The 16,239-nt window shown below is 62.4% G+C and carries 15 protein-coding genes; 1 reads left to right on the top strand and 14 read right to left on the bottom strand.

Translation table 11 applies throughout. The features are described 5' to 3' along the window. Positions 1 to 47: 47 nt before the first annotated feature. Complete coding sequence (gene ftsY, locus AAC126_RS13515) at positions 48 to 995, top strand: signal recognition particle-docking protein FtsY (RefSeq protein ID WP_339854156.1); 948 nt, start codon at positions 48 to 50, stop codon at positions 993 to 995. 56 nt (positions 996 to 1,051) lie between these two features. On the opposite strand, the gene AAC126_RS13510 is transcribed toward ftsY, so the two are convergent. The 14 genes from AAC126_RS13510 to AAC126_RS13445 form a co-directional block, all read right to left on the bottom strand. Further along, positions 1,052 to 1,588, bottom strand: coding sequence for an NUDIX hydrolase (locus AAC126_RS13510; protein ID WP_339854162.1), 537 nt, complete (start codon positions 1,586 to 1,588; stop codon positions 1,052 to 1,054). 119 nt (positions 1,589 to 1,707) lie between these two features. Next, a complete protein-coding gene (locus AAC126_RS13505) occupies positions 1,708 to 1,947 on the bottom strand; it encodes a hypothetical protein (RefSeq protein ID WP_339854154.1) in 240 nt (79 codons plus the stop codon). A 91-nt stretch (positions 1,948 to 2,038) separates the two neighbouring features. After that, positions 2,039 to 3,241, bottom strand: coding sequence for a phosphoglycerate kinase (locus AAC126_RS13500; RefSeq protein ID WP_339854160.1), 1,203 nt, complete (start codon positions 3,239 to 3,241; stop codon positions 2,039 to 2,041). A gap of 79 nt (positions 3,242 to 3,320) precedes the next feature. Beyond that, positions 3,321 to 4,493: an ABC transporter permease gene (locus AAC126_RS13495; RefSeq protein WP_339854152.1), complete on the bottom strand. Its 1,173-nt coding sequence runs from the start codon at positions 4,491 to 4,493 to the stop codon at positions 3,321 to 3,323. After that, positions 4,490 to 5,488, bottom strand: coding sequence for an ABC transporter permease (locus AAC126_RS13490; RefSeq protein ID WP_339854151.1), 999 nt, complete (start codon positions 5,486 to 5,488; stop codon positions 4,490 to 4,492). Before AAC126_RS13490 ends, AAC126_RS13495 begins: the two co-directional genes overlap by 4 nt. A 12-nt stretch (positions 5,489 to 5,500) precedes the next feature. Further along, positions 5,501 to 7,420, bottom strand: coding sequence for an ABC transporter substrate-binding protein (locus AAC126_RS13485; RefSeq protein ID WP_339854149.1), 1,920 nt, complete (start codon positions 7,418 to 7,420; stop codon positions 5,501 to 5,503). Further along, positions 7,417 to 9,315: an ABC transporter ATP-binding protein gene (locus AAC126_RS13480; RefSeq protein WP_339854147.1), complete on the bottom strand. Its 1,899-nt coding sequence runs from the start codon at positions 9,313 to 9,315 to the stop codon at positions 7,417 to 7,419. The genes AAC126_RS13485 and AAC126_RS13480 overlap by 4 nt, the downstream gene beginning before the upstream one ends. A 29-nt stretch (positions 9,316 to 9,344) precedes the next feature. Next, positions 9,345 to 9,845, bottom strand: coding sequence for a hypothetical protein (locus AAC126_RS13475; protein ID WP_339854146.1), 501 nt, complete (start codon positions 9,843 to 9,845; stop codon positions 9,345 to 9,347). Beyond that, positions 9,842 to 10,618, bottom strand: coding sequence for a polysaccharide deacetylase family protein (locus AAC126_RS13470; protein ID WP_339854143.1), 777 nt, complete (start codon positions 10,616 to 10,618; stop codon positions 9,842 to 9,844). Before AAC126_RS13470 ends, AAC126_RS13475 begins: the two co-directional genes overlap by 4 nt. After that, positions 10,615 to 11,778: a glycosyltransferase gene (locus AAC126_RS13465; RefSeq protein ID WP_339854141.1), complete on the bottom strand. Its 1,164-nt coding sequence runs from the start codon at positions 11,776 to 11,778 to the stop codon at positions 10,615 to 10,617. The genes AAC126_RS13470 and AAC126_RS13465 overlap by 4 nt, the downstream gene beginning before the upstream one ends. Beyond that, positions 11,775 to 12,368, bottom strand: a complete 594-nt coding sequence (locus AAC126_RS13460; protein ID WP_339854140.1) for a histidine phosphatase family protein — start codon at positions 12,366 to 12,368, stop codon at positions 11,775 to 11,777. The genes AAC126_RS13465 and AAC126_RS13460 overlap by 4 nt, the downstream gene beginning before the upstream one ends. Then, positions 12,362 to 13,423, bottom strand: a complete 1,062-nt coding sequence (locus AAC126_RS13455; protein ID WP_339854138.1) for a glycosyltransferase family 4 protein — start codon at positions 13,421 to 13,423, stop codon at positions 12,362 to 12,364. Before AAC126_RS13455 ends, AAC126_RS13460 begins: the two co-directional genes overlap by 7 nt. Before the next feature lie 62 nt (positions 13,424 to 13,485). Beyond that, on the bottom strand, positions 13,486 to 14,748 hold the full coding sequence (locus tag AAC126_RS13450; protein ID WP_339854137.1) for a glycosyltransferase family 4 protein: 1,263 nt from the start codon (positions 14,746 to 14,748) through the stop codon (positions 13,486 to 13,488). A gap of 46 nt (positions 14,749 to 14,794) precedes the next feature. Further along, positions 14,795 to 16,030, bottom strand: coding sequence for a glycosyltransferase (locus AAC126_RS13445; protein ID WP_339854136.1), 1,236 nt, complete (start codon positions 16,028 to 16,030; stop codon positions 14,795 to 14,797). Between the last annotated feature and the right edge of the window lie 209 nt (positions 16,031 to 16,239).

Here is a 16,239-nt window from a genome sequence, read left to right as displayed (position 1 = left end):
ACGGACGGCACCCATCTTCTTGGACAGATCGAACGGAAATCCGCCGCATGAGTGACGAGCAGGGTGAAGGCGGAGAGCGCCGGGGCTGGTTCCGGCGCCTGAAGGACGGGCTTGCCAAGTCCTCTTCAAAACTGGTCGGAGGCATTTCCGGTGTCTTCACCACAAAGAGGCTGGACGATGCCAGCCTTGAAGAGCTGGAAGACGTCCTGATCACCGCCGATCTGGGTATCGAGACATCCGCCCGGCTGATCGCCAGCCTCTCGAAAGCGAAATTCGGCAAGGACGTCACCGACGAAGAGGTCCGGACATCTTTCGCCGAGGATATCGCGGAAATCCTGCGCCCGGCCGCCAGACCACTCGATGTCGCCACCGGCCGGAAGCCGCATATCGTCCTCATGGTCGGTGTGAACGGCAGTGGCAAGACCACGACCATCGGCAAGCTGGCCAAGCAGTTCAAGGAGCGCGGCCTCTCGGTGATGATGGCCGCCGGAGACACTTTCCGCGCCGCCGCCATCGAGCAGCTTCAGGTTTGGGGTGAGCGGACCGGCACCCCGGTCATTGCCAAAGCGCAAGGATCGGACGCCGCCGCCCTCGCCTTCGACGCCATCAACGAGGCGAAAGCCGCCGGTGCGGACGTGCTGCTGATCGACACGGCAGGCCGGTTGCAGAACCGGGCCGAGCTGATGGAAGAATTGGCCAAGGTGATCCGGGTGATCCGCAAGCAGGACGAGACGGCACCGCACGATTGTGTGCTGGTGCTGGACGGCACGGTCGGCCAGAACGCGCACAATCAGGTCAAGGCGTTCAAGGAAATGGTCGAGGTCAGTGGCCTCGTCATCACCAAGCTCGACGGCAGCACGCGCGGCGGTGTTGTGGTGGCGTTGGCAGATCAGTTCGAACTACCGGTCCATGCGGTCGGTGTCGGCGAAAGCGCGGAAGACCTGCAACCCTTCGACGCGGATCGTTTTGCTCGCGATCTGATGGGACTCGATTAGGTTTCCCCTACACCGCTATCCCGACGGAGGTCGGGATGACGATGAGATAATTCTCTTCAAACACCCATCGGCATTTCGGAGCGCGGGGCGAATTCGCCCTGGCCCAGCGTTTCCCGGTAATGGGCGAAGGCCCAATGCACCGTCGGGAAGGCGATCTCGTCCCACGGGATCTCGTCCCAGGTGAAGAGGCCGACATCTTCGGATTCAATACCGGGTGAGACGTCCGGTGACAGCAGCCGGGCGCGGTAGATCATCTGCACCTGGCTGATCCGGGGAATGTTGTAGACGCCGAGCAGCGGGCCGATCTCGATCCGGGCATTAGCCTCTTCCCAGGCTTCCCGGGCGGCCCCGTCCTGGGTCGACTCGCCCTCTTCCATGAAACCGGCAGGCAGGGTCCAGTAGCCGATGCGGGGTTCGATCGCCCGTTTGCACAGGAGGAACTTGTCCTCCCAGGTGACCACGGCACCGACGACGATTTTCGGGTTTATGTAATTGATGAAGCCGCAATCGGTGCAGACCAGCCGCTCGCGTTCATCCCCTTCCGGTACAAGTTTCGTTACCGGGCCTTTCAGTTCCGACCGGTCCACGGCCATGCTGCTCACCACCTGATCAAGCTCTTACAAATGCGTGGAAACCGTAACAGAGCAGAGCAGGCAAAAGAAAGCGCGGCCCTTTGCAAGGCCGCGCATTAACTCTGGGGGTTTCGGCGAGGTCAGACGAAGATGTCTATCTCGTCGCCGCGCTGGCGTTGACTCTCCCTGCGGGCTGAGTTTCGGAGCGCGGTTGCTCGCTCGTTATCGCCCTGAATATCACTGCCTTCGTCGGTACTGGAGATGGCCGCCGCCGTCAGTGGCCGATTATTCCGGTCGCGCTCCTGTTCCACCGGCCGGGGGGCAACCAGTGTCGGGAGTGTCGCGTTTAGCGGAACTGATACCGGGACTGCGGGAATCATTTACCTTCTCCAACACCGTAAATATGGTTGAAGAATGGTTAAAAGTCAAGATGACCCCCGGAAACCCGGCGATTCGCGGCAGTTGGCGCCGTCAGCGGCTCACCATCAGGGCGGCCACGCCGGGAAGGGTTTTACCCTCCATCCACTCAAGGAAAGCGCCGCCTGCCGTCGAAACATAGCTGAAACGGTCAGCCACTTTCGCATGAACGAGCGCGGCAACGGTATCGCCGCCGCCTGCCACGCTGAGCAGCGCACCCTGATCGGTCAGCTCCGCCGCCGTCCGTGCGAGAGAGACTGTACCGGCATCGAATGGCGTGATCTCGAAAGCGCCGAGCGGGCCGTTCCAGACCAGCGTCTCGCTCTCCCTCAGAACATCCGCGAACCGGGCAACGCTTTCCGGGCCGGCATCGAGGATCATCTTGTCCTCGGGCACGGCCGTGACCGGGACCACTTCGGACGGTGCCCCCGCCGCAAACTCGCCCGCGACAACACAGTCGGTCTGCAGGCAGATGGTGCAGCCTTCCTGTTCCGCCTTCGTAATAATCTTGCGTGCGGTGTCGGCCAGATCCCGCTCGGCGAGAGACTTGCCAACCTCATGTCCCTGGGCGTGGAGGAAGGTGTTCGCCATACCGCCGCCGATAATCAGGTAATCCACTTTCGGCAGCAGATTGCCGAGCAATTCCAGCTTGGTGGAGACCTTGGCCCCGCCAACAACCGCAACCACCGGGCGCTTCGGCGCTTCCAGCGCCTGTCCCAGCGCTTCCAGCTCCGCCTGCATCAGCAGGCCCGCGTAAGCCGGCAGGTGCCGGGCCAGGCCTTCGGTCGAGGCATGCGCACGGTGCGCCGTGGCAAAGGCGTCATTCACATAGACATCGCCGAGTTTTGCCAGAGCCGCGGTGAAATCTTCCGCGTTCTTTTCCTCACCGGCATGGAAGCGGAGATTTTCCAGCAGAAGCACGTCGCCCTCTTTCATGGCGCCGACAGCCATCTCCGCTTTCTCTCCGATACAGTCTTCCGCGAAGCTGACCGGGTCACCGCCAAGAGCGCCGGACAGCGGCGCCACGATCGGCGCCAACGACATTTCTGGAACCCGTGCCCCCTTCGGACGGCCGAAATGGGACAGAACCACGACTTTCGCGCCCTTGCCCCGAAGCGCCCGGATCGTCGGCACGGCACGTTCGATCCGCGTCGCGTCCGTCACCGCGCCATCTTTCATCGGCACGTTCAGGTCGACACGGAGCAAAATGGTCCGGCCACGAGCGTCAATATCTTCAAGAGTGCGATAAGCTGGCATCATCAGGTCTCCGCGCCGATTTCCGGCGCTTTCAATCACAGTCGGATCGCAGTTTCAAGTGTGGTTACGCGCGCGGCGGCTACTTATAGGGGTCCGCCGCGTCACGCAGACCGTCACCAAAGAAGTTAAAGGCCAGCACAACAAGGATTACCGGCACCACCGGAGTCATGATCCAGGGGTAGAGTTCCACCGCGTTGATGTTCTGCGCTTCCGTCAGCAGCACCCCCCAGGAGGTGATCGGCGGACGCAGCCCGAGGCCGAGAAAACTCAACGCCGTCTCCCCAAGAATCATCGACGGAATGGAGAGCGTGGCCGAGGCGATCAGGTGGCTCATGAAACTCGGCAGCAGGTGCCGCCCGATGATCCGTTTCGGCTTCGCCCCCATAAGCTGGGCGGCGACGGCGAAATCCTCCTCGCGCAGGGCCAGCAGCTTGGAACGCACCGCACGGGCAAGTCCGGTCCAGTCCAGCAGGCCAAGAATGATGGTGATCCCGAAATAGATCAGGATCGGGCTCCAGGTCACCGGCAGGGCGGCCGAGAGAGCCATCCAGAGCGGCAGCTCCGGGAAGGACCGGATCACCTCGATCACCCGCTGGGTCAGACTGTCCACCCAGCCGCCATAATAACCGGCCAGACCGCCAATCACGATGCCAAGGACAAAGCTGACGGCAATGCCGATCAGGCCAACGGTGAGCGAGATCCGGGTGCCGTAGATGATGCGCGAGAACATGTCCCGGCCGAGCCGGTCGGTGCCGAGCAGGAAGAAGGTCCCGCCCTCGGCCGGACAGACCAGATGGAAATCCATCTCCACCATGCCCCAGAACCGGTAATCGTCACCGCTGCAGAAGAAACGCAGCTCCTCCACCTTCTCCGGGTTATCGGTGTATTCGCGCTTCAGGTTGCGCATGTTCAGCGTGTAGTCGAGTCCATAGACGAACGGCCCGACGAACGATCCTTCGTGGAACAGATGCACCGGCTGGGGCGGCGCATAGATATGGTCCGTATGCCGGGTAACCAGGCCATAGGGCGCGATCATCTCGCTGATGATGGTCGAGAGATAAAGCAGGATCAGGAACAGCCCCGAGACGACAGCGATACGGTGGCGCTTCAGCTTCCACCACATCATCTGCCACTGGGACGCCATGTAATAGCGTTCCTGCTCCGGCGTCAGCACGGTGTCCGAATCAGGGTCGAACGGCTCCCGGTTGACGTAATGGTCCGTGCGCGGCCCCTCGCCCGAAACGATGCTCATCGGTTCGTCCCCCCGCCGAGCCTGATGCGCGGATCGAGAACGGCCAGCAGCAGATCGGAGATGAACATGCCGATCACCGTCAGCAACGCCAGGAACATCAGGAAGGAGCCGGCGAGATACATGTCCTGGCTCTGCAGCGCCCCGATCAGCATCGGTCCCGTGGTCGGCAGGGACAGCACCATGGCAACCACGGCGGAGCCGGAAATCACCTGCGGCAGCATGTTGCCGATATCGGCGATGAAGGGGTTCAGCGACATCCGCAGCGGATATTTCATCAGCGCCCTGAAGGGATGCATGCCCTTGGCCCGCGCCGTGACCACATATTGCTTCTGCAGCTCATCCAGCAGATTGGCCCGCAGGCGGCGGATCATCGCCGCCGTGCCGGACGTGCCAATGACGACGACGGGCACCCAGAGATGCTCCAGCACCGACATCACCTTCCCGCCGCTCCAGGGCTGATCCAGATATTGCGGATCCATCAGCCCGCCGATCGAGGTCCCGAACCAGATATTGGCGAGATAGAGCAGGATCAGGGCGAGCAGGAAGTTCGGTGTGGCCAAACCGATGAAACCGATGAAGGTCAGGCCGTAATCGCCAAGGCTGTACTGGTGCGTCGCCGAATAAATACCGATCGGGAAGGCCATCACCCAGATGAAGATGATGGTGGCGAAGTTCAGCACAAAGGTCAGGAACACCCGGTCGCCGACCACATCCGCGACGGGCAGCTGATACTCGAAGGAATAACCGTAATCACCCTGCAGCAGGCCGGTCGCCCAGTGGAAATATTGCTCGTACATCGGCCGGTCGAGACCGTATTGCGCACGCAATGCCTCGATCTTGGACTGGTCGACATTCTCGCCCTGGCTCTGCATCTCGTTGATCATCGTTGTCAGATAATCGCCGGGCGGCAGCTGGATGATGATGAAGGTGATGATGCTGATCGCGATCAGCGTCGGCACCATGACCAGAATGCGGCGGGCTAGGTAGGTCAGCACCGGTTCTCTCCCCTAATCCGCGCTTGCATTACCGGCCGGCATATCGCCGAACCAGAAGGTGTCCGGCAGATAGACCCCGAAATGGGCCCCCGGATCCCAGTTATAGACGGCTTCCTTCGGCACGTTATGGAGCGCGTTCGAGACCACGACCGGCTGCAGCACGCCGGAAATCAGCCCGATGCTGAAGACCTGATCGGCGTTGATCTGCAAAATCTCTTCCCAGGCGCCTTTCTTCACGGCCCGCTTAGAGGCGTCGCGCCAGATCACGTAAAGCTCTTCAAGCCGCTTCGCCGCCTCGATATCCGTCGCCTCGCCGGACATGCCGCCGGTTTCGATGAACTGACCCCATTTCGGCCATTGCAGCTGCTGTTGCGTGAACGGAACAAAATCCTGCGGGCTGTTCAGCGCTGTCGCCAGCCCGTTCTCCGCTCCGAACCAGACAGACATCAGCGTTTCGCCAGCAAAGATCCGGTTACGGAAGACGTTGCGCTGGGACGGCCGGGTAAACAGCTTGATGCCCGCATCGAGCCAGGAATCATGGATCAGGGACAGCACGTCGGTCTGCTCCGTGCTCTCGCCCGCCGTCTCGACAATCAGCTCCATCGGCCGGCCGTCCGGCAGCAGGCGCAGACCATCATCGCCACGCTTGAGTCCTATTTCATCAAGCAGCGCATTCGCCCGCTTCAGATCGAACGTGGCCCAGCGGGTCTGGTAATCCTTCTGGTACAGCGGCGATGCGGGAAGAACCGTATTGTTCCCCTCATAGGCCAGGCCGTAATAGATCACCTGATTGATCTCGTGCCGGTTGACGGCAAGCGACAGGGCGCGCCGGAACCGGACGTCCCGAAACAGCGCGCGCCAGACCGGATCGACGGCGTTGAGGTTGGGAAACAGCGCCATATGCGCGCCCTTGGCCGTGCGCCACAGCCGGGTGTCGAACGGGAACCAGTCTTCCGCTTCCTTCAGGAAGGTATAATCGTCGAAGGAGAGATAACGGGCCTGCAGATCCGCGTCTCCGGCACCGGCCTTGGCCGGGATCAGCCCCGGGCTGGCAATGTCGAAGATCACTTCGTCGATATAGGGCAACTGGCGGCCCTTGGGATCGACCCGGTGGAAGTAGGGATTGCGCTCGAACCGGAACCGGGTCGAGGTCGCATTGCCCGTCACTTTCCAGGGCTGCAGCACCGGCAGGTCCGGATTATCCATCCGGTAGAGATTATCCATCTTGTTATGCAGCGCGGCCCAGTTCCGCTGTTTTGCCTCTTCCACCCGCTTATCGAGTTCGGCCGGATCGGCATAGGCGGCATGCATGGGCTTCAGATAATGCGCCGGGCGGTAGATATAGAGCGGGCTTGCCTTTGCCAGCGCGGGCAGGAAATCCGGGTTCGGCTTGGACCAGGAATACCGCACCGTGCGCTCATCAATCACCTGGAACAGCGGCGCCTCGCCATCAAGCATCATGACGCTTGGCGGGCCGGCCGGTGACAGTTCCGGATTGTTCGCAACGTCTTCCCAGAAGTAGCGAAAATCCTCGGAGGTAAAGGGGTGACCGTCGGACCAGCGGTGATTCTTGCGCAAAATGAAGGTAAAGACCCGCTCATCCTCGACGATGAAATCCTGCAGAATATCCGCGAAAAGCTCGTAATCGCCGGGCTGGTAGCTGACAAGACGGGCATAGCCGTAAACGGTCATCTGCCGCGTGTCCTTGCTCCGCGACATCAGCATGCGGAGTGTGCCGCCATACTGGCCGAGCTCCGCGCCGCGCGCCTCGAAATCGACAGTCAGCGGCGGTTGCGGCAACCGGTCGGCCATTACGGGCAGTTCCCCGGCGGCCACACGCCCTTCAAGAGCCGGCACCTCCCCGGCGAAACCCGGCAGGGCCGCCGTCAAGAGCACGATCAAAAAGACCGGGAGCGCGTACCAGTGTTTCACGATGCCAGCCTCAGGGTCAGGGCCGATTCATCCGCCCGCACGAAATGCCCGTCGCCCAGATCGATCAGGCGCGGATGCGTTTCCTCGCTGACCGTAAACGGGGCCGGCCATTCGGACGGGATCGAGCAGCGATTATCCATTACGGCACCGAAATCAAGCGGGTTGTCGAGGCTCGGATCCGGAACCGCGCGGAGCAGTGCCTTGGTGTAGGGATGCACCGGATTGTGGAACAACTCCTCGCGCGGCGCCAGCTCGACGAGCCGTCCGGCGCACATCACCGCGATCCGGTCCGCGATGTAATCCACCACCGCCAGATTGTGGGAGATGAAGAGATAGGTGAGGTTGAGCTGCTCCTGCAGGTCCTTCAGCAGGTTCAGCACCTGCGCCTGGATCGAGACATCCAGCGCGGAAACCGGCTCGTCGCAGATCAGCATGCGCGGTTTCAGGGCCAGCGCCCGGGCAATGCCGATGCGCTGACGCTGGCCGCCGGAGAAACTGTGCGGATAGCGGTTCAGGTGCCGGGCATCGAGCCCGACCAGTTTCATCAGCTCCGATACCATCTCGCGGCGATAGGCATCGTCGCCGATGCCGTGGATCACCAGCGGCTCACTGACGATATCGAACACCGTCATGCGCGGATTGAGAGAGCTGAACGGGTCCTGGAAAACGAATTGCAACTTCTGGCGGAAATTGGTGAGCCGGTCGCCATCAAGGCCCAGCACATCGATCTCGCCATCCTGGTCCGCATAGGTGACGGCCCCCTGATCCGGCGTCAGAGCCCGCATGATGGTCTTGCTGAGAGTGGTCTTGCCGCAGCCGGATTCCCCGACAAGGCCAAGACACTCACCCGGCCGTACCTCGAAGCTCACATCGTCCAGCGCATAGACCTTCGATTCCTCGCTGGAGAGCCAGGAGCCCTGACGGATGGTGAAGCATTTCGAAAGGCTCTCGACCTTCAGGATCGGCTTCTTGCTGTCGACCGGAGCCTTCGCGGCCTCGGTCGGCGCCAGCAGATGTCCGGTTTCGCTTTTGATGTCACGGATCGGGATCAGTCTTTCGCCCGGCTCCATGTTGAAGCGGGGCACCGCCGCCATCAGGGCCTTCAGGTAGGGGTGTTGCGGATCATTGAACAACTGCTCGCGCGTGCCGCTTTCCATCACCCGGCCGCGATACATGACCACAACATCGTCGGCCATGTTGGCAACGACACCGAGATCGTGGGTGATCATCAGCACCGCCATGCCGAGCTCGGCCTGCAGATCCTTCATCAGCTTCAGGATCTGCGCCTGGATGGTGACGTCGAGGGCGGTGGTCGGCTCGTCGGCGATCAGCAGGGACGGACGGCAGATCAGCGCCATCGAGATCATCGCCCGCTGCCGCAAACCGCCGGACAGCTCGAACGGATATGTGCGCATCGCCCGGACCGGGTCCGGAAAACCGACCATCCGGAGCATATCCTCGGTCAGTTCCTGCGCCTCGCGGCCGGAAACGTCCCGGTGCAGTTCCAGTGCCTCGCGGATCTGGTTACCCACCGTGTGCAGCGGCGAGAGCGAGGTCATCGGTTCCTGGAAAATCAGCGATATCTGGCCGCCACGGATCTGCCGCATCGCCTTGCTGTTGCGATTGAGCCGGGCGATGTCGATGATCGTGCCTTTTTTACGGTCATCCGCGAACAGGATGGAGCCGTTGCGGATCTGGGCAATCGGGGGAAGCAGACCCATGATGGCCTGGCTGACAACACTCTTGCCGGAGCCGGATTCACCAACCAGAGCCACGGTCTTACCGGCACGAACCTGGAAGGACACCCTGTTTACGGCAAGCAGCTCCCCGCCCGACACGTCGAACGCAACCTGCAAGTCCCTGACCCGCAGCAGCGGTGTCAGTTGGTCGTTCATGCCTTTAATCCCCCTGATCCGCCGGCATCCTACTGATCCCTTGCGGCCAGCCCCGTGTTTATCCCTGCGGCCACCAGATTATCCGTTGTCGTCTGGGTTAGTCCAAGACCGTTTTGCCTGGCAGCGGAAGCGGCATGCTCAAGCACGGTCTCAAAACCGTCAAGCGTCGATTCCAGGCTGATTTTCGCGCCATTCCGGTCCTTCAGGACAAGATGCATCCAGCCCGAGTTCTTCTCCTTCTGGGTCGAGTAATAGCGCAGATCCAGCACAGCAAGCTCCGACCATTTGATGGTCTTGCTCAAGGGGCCCTGCGCCTGAATGCCGTCGTCATCGACCTCGTACCTGGTTTGCGCCCGGAGCCAGGTTTTGACGATGAAGCCGGCGAAGACCAGTGCGATCAGCAAAAAGACGATCTGGAAGGTTCCAAGCATCGGCGCAAAGGCGACCGGAAAGGCGGTAACCGCGAACCCAAGGCCGCCGCGCACATAGTCCCCCGTAACCGCGCCTTTCTTGTATCCGTGCAGGCTCATCCCAGATCCTCTACAGGTAAAAAACAGTCATGCGGCGCAATCAGCTCGACGGCCCGATGGGACTTCACCTCCAGCATCAAAGCCTCAAGCGCACGCCAATCCTCGCCCACCATTACCAGATGATGCGTCAAAAGTCCGCTCGGCTCCGCCGGGTCGGCCTGGCCCGTACGGCGCGCTTCAAGATGCGCCGCCAAAGCGGCCGCCACGGCACCCGAACCGACAAATTCACGCGTACCGCGCCAGTCAATGACATCGCTGTGGGTGTTCACACAGCGCAGGCCCGGCACGGCCGAGGATGCCTGCCGCGGGCCGAAGGTCGAAAGCCCCCTGAAACCGCATCCGGGAAGCGCCTCGACCAGATCCGCTGCAATACGATTCCAGGGCGGCACAAAACAGGGAAGCAGAAGCTCCGGAAATGCGTCGCGCAAGGCGCTCAGGGCCGCGCGCGCATCCCCGCATTTGTCATCCAGCGCGCGGGAGGCCGGGAATTCGCACTTCTTTTCACCGTCCGCCGCATGGTTCCGGTGAGCAAATCCATGCACCAGAAGTTCCGTGCCGGCCCCCGCAAGACGCGCCGCCAGCCCGCCCATGTCAGCGCCTTCCGGCACAACTGCCAGCCCCGGAACCCATTCCGTCGCCTCCGCCATGGCAAGCAACGGCTCCAATGCCGGGGTCGGGCGCTGCAGGTCATCGTCCCGCCACCAGATCGTGGCGGTCAGCCCCTCCGCATCCCAGCGATCAAGCTCCCGCAGGAGAGTGCCGGTCCCGGTCACGCCGGCTCCAGCAACTGGCTGAGAATGCGCGCCGTTCCGGCAGCGCCATCAAGATCAATGCCCGAAACACCCACCTCACGGCCCGCCACCGCCTGCTGCATCGCCTGCGCAAGCGCGTCATGGGTCAGGGCATCTTCCGGCACCACGGCAAGACGTCCGCGCTTCGCCAGCAGATCCGCGCGGACCCGCTGCTCGGTCTCGACGCCGCCCTCATAGGGGATCACCACGGACGCCGTCCCGGCCGTCAGCACTTCGGCCAGCGTATTGTAGCCGGCTTGAGAAATAGAAAGGAACGCTCTCGAAATGATCGCAGCCAGATCGGGCCGGCTGCGCTCGACGATCACTCCCGGTCCGGCCAGCGTTTCAATCTCGCGTGCTGCCTCGTCCGGCATGTGCGGCCCGGTAACAAAGCGCCATGTCCGGTCGGCAAAGGGAAGAGCGGGGCGAAGCTGTGCCACCGCACGCATGATATCCCCGCCAACGGCCCCGCCACCGGCCGAGACCACGATCTCTCCCGTGCCGTCACCGGCTTCATTGCCCACTATATCGATCGGGTTCAGCACATAGCCGGTATAGCGGACCGGAGGCGTCAATTCGTCATACATCGGGAAGGTATCGGCGAGGCTGATGACCGCTTCATCGCCATGCACCAGCACCATGTCGTAGTACCGGTCGACGGTTTCGACGATCTCCCGGTTCCGGTCCGGGCGCGGCTTGGTGACCAGAATATCCCGCATCGAAGAGACGATTTTCGGCTGCCAGTCCGCCGCCTTGGCCCGGTCGAGCAACGGCAGCAATTCGAAGCGCATCTGCCGCCGCCCGAAGGGAAACAGCTCCGTGAAGACGATGTCGGGGCGGATTTCCTCGAACAGGGCGAGCAATGTGTCGCGCCGGGCAGCGCGCCATGCATCGTCGATTTCCCGGCCGTTCTCATCCGCCAGAACCTTGAACAGACTGTCCACGGCACGCACGGGCGGCAGCTGATGCAGGATCGCACCGCCAATATCCAGATGCGGAACCGGCATGCCGCCGGAGACGAAATGCACCTCGAAACCATCGGCGACCGCCGCCTGCGCGACTGCGGCCGCACGGCGCAGGTGGCCAATGCCCAGGAGGTTCTGGACATAGAGAAAAAGTGTCTTGGGCCGGGTATCCGTCATGACAGCAGGCTCACATTCATTGCATCCGGACGGATCTCCCCGTCCGGGTCGAGACGGACCATATGCATGGCCGACCAGTCAAGCCGGACCGGCGGCTTTCCCATCATGTCCCAGCCCCAGGCGAGGGCCAGCGCGGCGCGGATCACCCCCTTGTGGGTGACGGCGAGGCAGCAATCCGGCACCGGCTGCCGGGCCTGAAGCTGTTTGAAGAACGCCTGCAGCCGGAGCTGCACATCGCGCGGAGATTCGCCGCCCGGAGGCCGGAAATCCAGGCCCCGGTCCTCGTTCTCTTTCATTTCGGATCCGAGTTGATTCCTGAGCTCGGCAAGCCGCCGGCCCTCCCAATCCCCCCAGTGCATCTCCGTCAGAAGTGGCTCCTCTTCCAGGGATACGCATCCCGCCAGTGAGGCTGTCTCCCGGGCACGCTGAAGCGGTGAGATCAGGGCCGGTGCCAGCCGGAACGCCTCCGGAAGCCGGTAGCGGGCTACCTGTGCCCGGCCTTCTGCGGAAAGCGGGGTATCGGTCCGGCCCTGCAGCCGTTTTTCGGCATTCCACACAGTCGGCCCATGCCGCAGGAACCCGATCAGCATGGCAAGGCTTCCAGCGCGGCACTCAGCTGCACCGAGACGCTTTCGAGACTATGGTTTCGATTGGCCTGCTCCCGGCCCGCCGCACCAAATGTGTGCGCAAGATCCATATCGAGAAGCAGCCGATCGAGGTTCGCGGCAAATGCGGCACTGTCACCTTCGGCGGAAAGCAGGCCCGTTACGCCATCACTGACGATATCCGGCACCCCGCCGACATCGCCCGCCACCACCGGAAGTCCGCTGGCCTGGGCCTCCAGCAGTGCCATGCCGTAGGCTTCGTTGATCGCGGGCCAGACGAAGATATCCACCGCCTGATAGAGAGCCTGGAGCTGCGCAGCATCTACCGCCCCAAGCAGATGAACGCGGTCCCGATGCGGCGCGAAACAGGCCTCGACCTCCGGCCGGCCGTCTCCATCACCGGCAATGACCAGCGCCCACGGCCGCTCCGGCGGGATCCGCGACAGCGCATCGGCAAGCACTTTGTAGGACTGGATTTTCACCCCCGGCCGCATCATGCCGACGGCAAGCAGCAGCGGGACATCCGCCGCGATCCCGCGCTGCGATCGCAACGCCGTTCCGGCGCCAGAATCCTCCGGATAGGGCAGGCCATCGAGGAACGGCCTGATCTCAAGATACCGGCCGGCCGGCCCCAGGCACGGCGCCACACAGTCTTTGTCCCGGCTGTTGAAGCCGATGGCGAGCGCGGCCTGACCGAGCGCTTCCAGAACCCTCTGGTGTGAATCCGCCCACGGTCCCGCCGCCCGTTTCGGGGCATTCGACGCCTCGGCGACCACATAGGGAATGCCAAGCCGGGCCGCGATCCCGGGCCCGATCAGGTCGGGGGCCTTGTAATAAAGGTGATAGGTGAACCAGAGGTCCGGCGGCACAATCTTTCCGGACTCGCAACATTTCACGAACCGGTCCACATAACGCGAGCCCAACCGGACGAGCCGGGCCTGGCGGTCCGCATCGCCCTTGCCGTCCCGGCTGCGCAGGCGAGAGGCGAGGAACACGTCATGTCCACCGGAACGGAGAGCGGCCATAAGCAAACGCGCCATGCGCCGGTCTCCGGAGGGTGTCGGCGCATCCGGGGATTTCAGCGGCGCGTGGAAAGCGATCCTCACGCTGCTTCGTCCGTTCCCGTGGCAGCCCCCGCAGCAAGCCCAAGCAACGCCGCCAGCGTTCCTATCGCCGTCAGATGATCAAACCGGCTGCGGACCCTGGCCTCCCCGGCCGCCCCATACCGCGCCCTGAGAGCCGGCTTCCGGATCAGTTCCTCCACCGCCTTCGCCAGAGCCGCAATATCGTCCGGCGGAACAAGGGCGCCGGTGACACCGTCTTCCATCAGCTCCGGGATGGCGGACACATCCGTGGCAAGGCAGCAAAGCCCCTGACTCTGCGCCTCCATCAACACATTCGGCAGCCCGTCCCGATCCCCGTCTTCGGCAATCCGGCTCGGCAGGATGAAGAGATCGGAGTTGCGATAGGCCTCAAGCACCTCACTCTGCGCCGCCGCCCCCCGCCAGGTGATACGCCCGGAAAGCCCCAGACCCTCCGCCTGACCCTTCAGCGCCTTCAGCTCCTTGCCGCCACCGATATGCGTCCAGTGCCAGGATAATTCTTCCGGAAGCCGGGCGAGCGCATCCAGAAGCTGGTCGAACCCTTTTTTCGGGACCGCGCGGCCGACCGAAAGCAGACGCACAGGTTCACCGGCGCCGTCACGCTCCACAACAGTCTCGCCACCAGGCGCGAAACTGGAGAGATCGAGACCGTGATAGACCAGTCTGGTTTTGCCGGGCGCGAGGGAATCCAGATGCTCAAAGCCATAGCGGGTGCAGGTCACGGCCCAGGCCGCATCGGCCAGCTTTTCGCGCTTCTCCCACTCCGGCGAGAGCCAGATATCCTTGGCATGCGCCGAGGCGGACCAGCTCCGCCCGCTCATCAGTGCCGCATAGCGGGCGACCGAGGACGGCGTGTGCAGGAAATGCGCATAGATATGGCGAAACTTCGGATCAAGCTCGGTTGCCAGCACCAGTGCCTGGCCGAAGCGGCGTCCCCGGTTCGGGGTAAAATCACGCTTCAGGTCCTTCAGCCAGAGACGGAAAGTTGCGCCATAGCCGGGCATCCGGCGGGCCTTCCACCAGGCTTTCAGAACCCGGAAAGGCTCCTGATAGAGATATTCCGGCAGATAATTGACCCCGGCCGTGATCTTGCCATGCACCGGGTGGCTGGCCGTGTCCGTCGGATGGCGCAGGGAAATGATGGTGTAATCGAGCCCGAGGCGCTGCAGCTCGAGAATTTCCTGCGCGATGAAGGTTTCCGAAAGACGCGGATAGCCTTTCAGAACGATGGCCGTCGGAACGCTCGTCTGTGATCTTACCATAACCTGCTGAACCAATGTGACGCCTGTCCGCGAGCCGGACGCTGGCTCAGGCTTCCCGTCGGAGCACGGCGACCTTGGCGGTGGGGCCCTGCCCATACAACCAGTTCTGTGCCAGCCGGTTGACCTCTTCAAGCCCGTCCAGCAAACCGGATTCCATCGTCTCCGACGGAGTCGGCTGACTGGGCAGGCGCCGCAGCGCCTCCGACATGACATCCGGGTCACGCTCGCCGTCATCCACGAGCATGGCGGTGATCCCCAGCTCTTCGGCCCGGGCGGCGCGGATATACTGCTCCATGCGCGGCTCCGTCCGGGGCACGATCAGCGCCCGCTTGTCGAAGGACAGTATCTCGCAGAAAGTGTTGTAACCACCCATGGCGACAATACCCGCCGCGCGCGCCATCAGGCTCTCGATGCGTGAGTCGAAAGTGATGACATCGACCCGGTCGAGCTCGGCGGCCCGCTCCATGAAGTCATTCTGCAACTCCGCCGGCATGAACGGTCCAAGCACGAGAAGGGCGCGGTACGGAAGATCCGCATCCGCTTCGTAAGCCTTGAGAACCCAGTCCATCAACCCGTCGCCATCGCCACCGCCACCGGCCGTGACAAGAATGAACGGGTCTTCAAGATCCGTCGTCATGATCGGGTGCACGTGACTTGGCACCTTGCGTTTCAGATAGCCCGTATAGGACGTCTTGGCCTGCACGGAGTCCGGCATCGGCATTCCGGAATACGGATCGCAGACAGACTGCAGGCCATAGACCCAGATGTCGTCATAGACATCGCGCAGGGCTTCGACCGCGTTCTTGCGCTCCCACTCCGGCAGCAGCTTTTCCGGCTCGTCCATGACGTCACGCAGGCCAAGCACCAGCGGTGTTCCGCGCTCCTTCAGCATCTCCAGGGTCGGCCGGACCTCGCCGCGCAGCCCCCAGGGCTCCTTGTCGACGATGAAGAGATCCGGGTCGAACGCATCCGCCGTATGCTTGATGATCGAGGAGCGCAGATTCAGCGTATCCTCGATATCCAGATGCAGATTGAGCGAGGTGTAATCGCCGTTGCGCAGCTTGATCACGCCCGGAATGCGGACGAAATCGACGCGCGTGCGAAAATCGAAACTGCCTATGATCGGCGACCCGGACAGAATCAGCACGGACAGGTCGGACTGCCGTTCCACCAAAGAGTGCGCAATTGCCCGGCAACGCCGGAGGTGACCCAGCCCCATTGTATCGTGGCTGTACATCAGCACACGTTTCGGGCCGCGTTTGTTGCTAACAGCGTACGTCAAACGCTCATCCACTCACACATCGGCCTTGAAAGCTGAAGGCCCCGCTGAACCGCGGGTTTGATCCCCACGCATATCCCCATTTTTTTATCACTATGCCACAGTGTTACTTGTGGCAAAACCAGTTTGGACTAACCCGCATTTACGTTATGACACTGTTCGGTTACTGTTTTGCGCACAAACGATTTTTGCCGACATCGCCAACCTGCATA

The sequence above is a fragment of the uncultured Nisaea sp. genome (assembly GCF_963974195.1).
GTDB lineage: Bacteria > Pseudomonadota > Alphaproteobacteria > Thalassobaculales > Thalassobaculaceae > Nisaea.
This window is presented reverse-complemented; position numbering and strand designations above follow the sequence as displayed.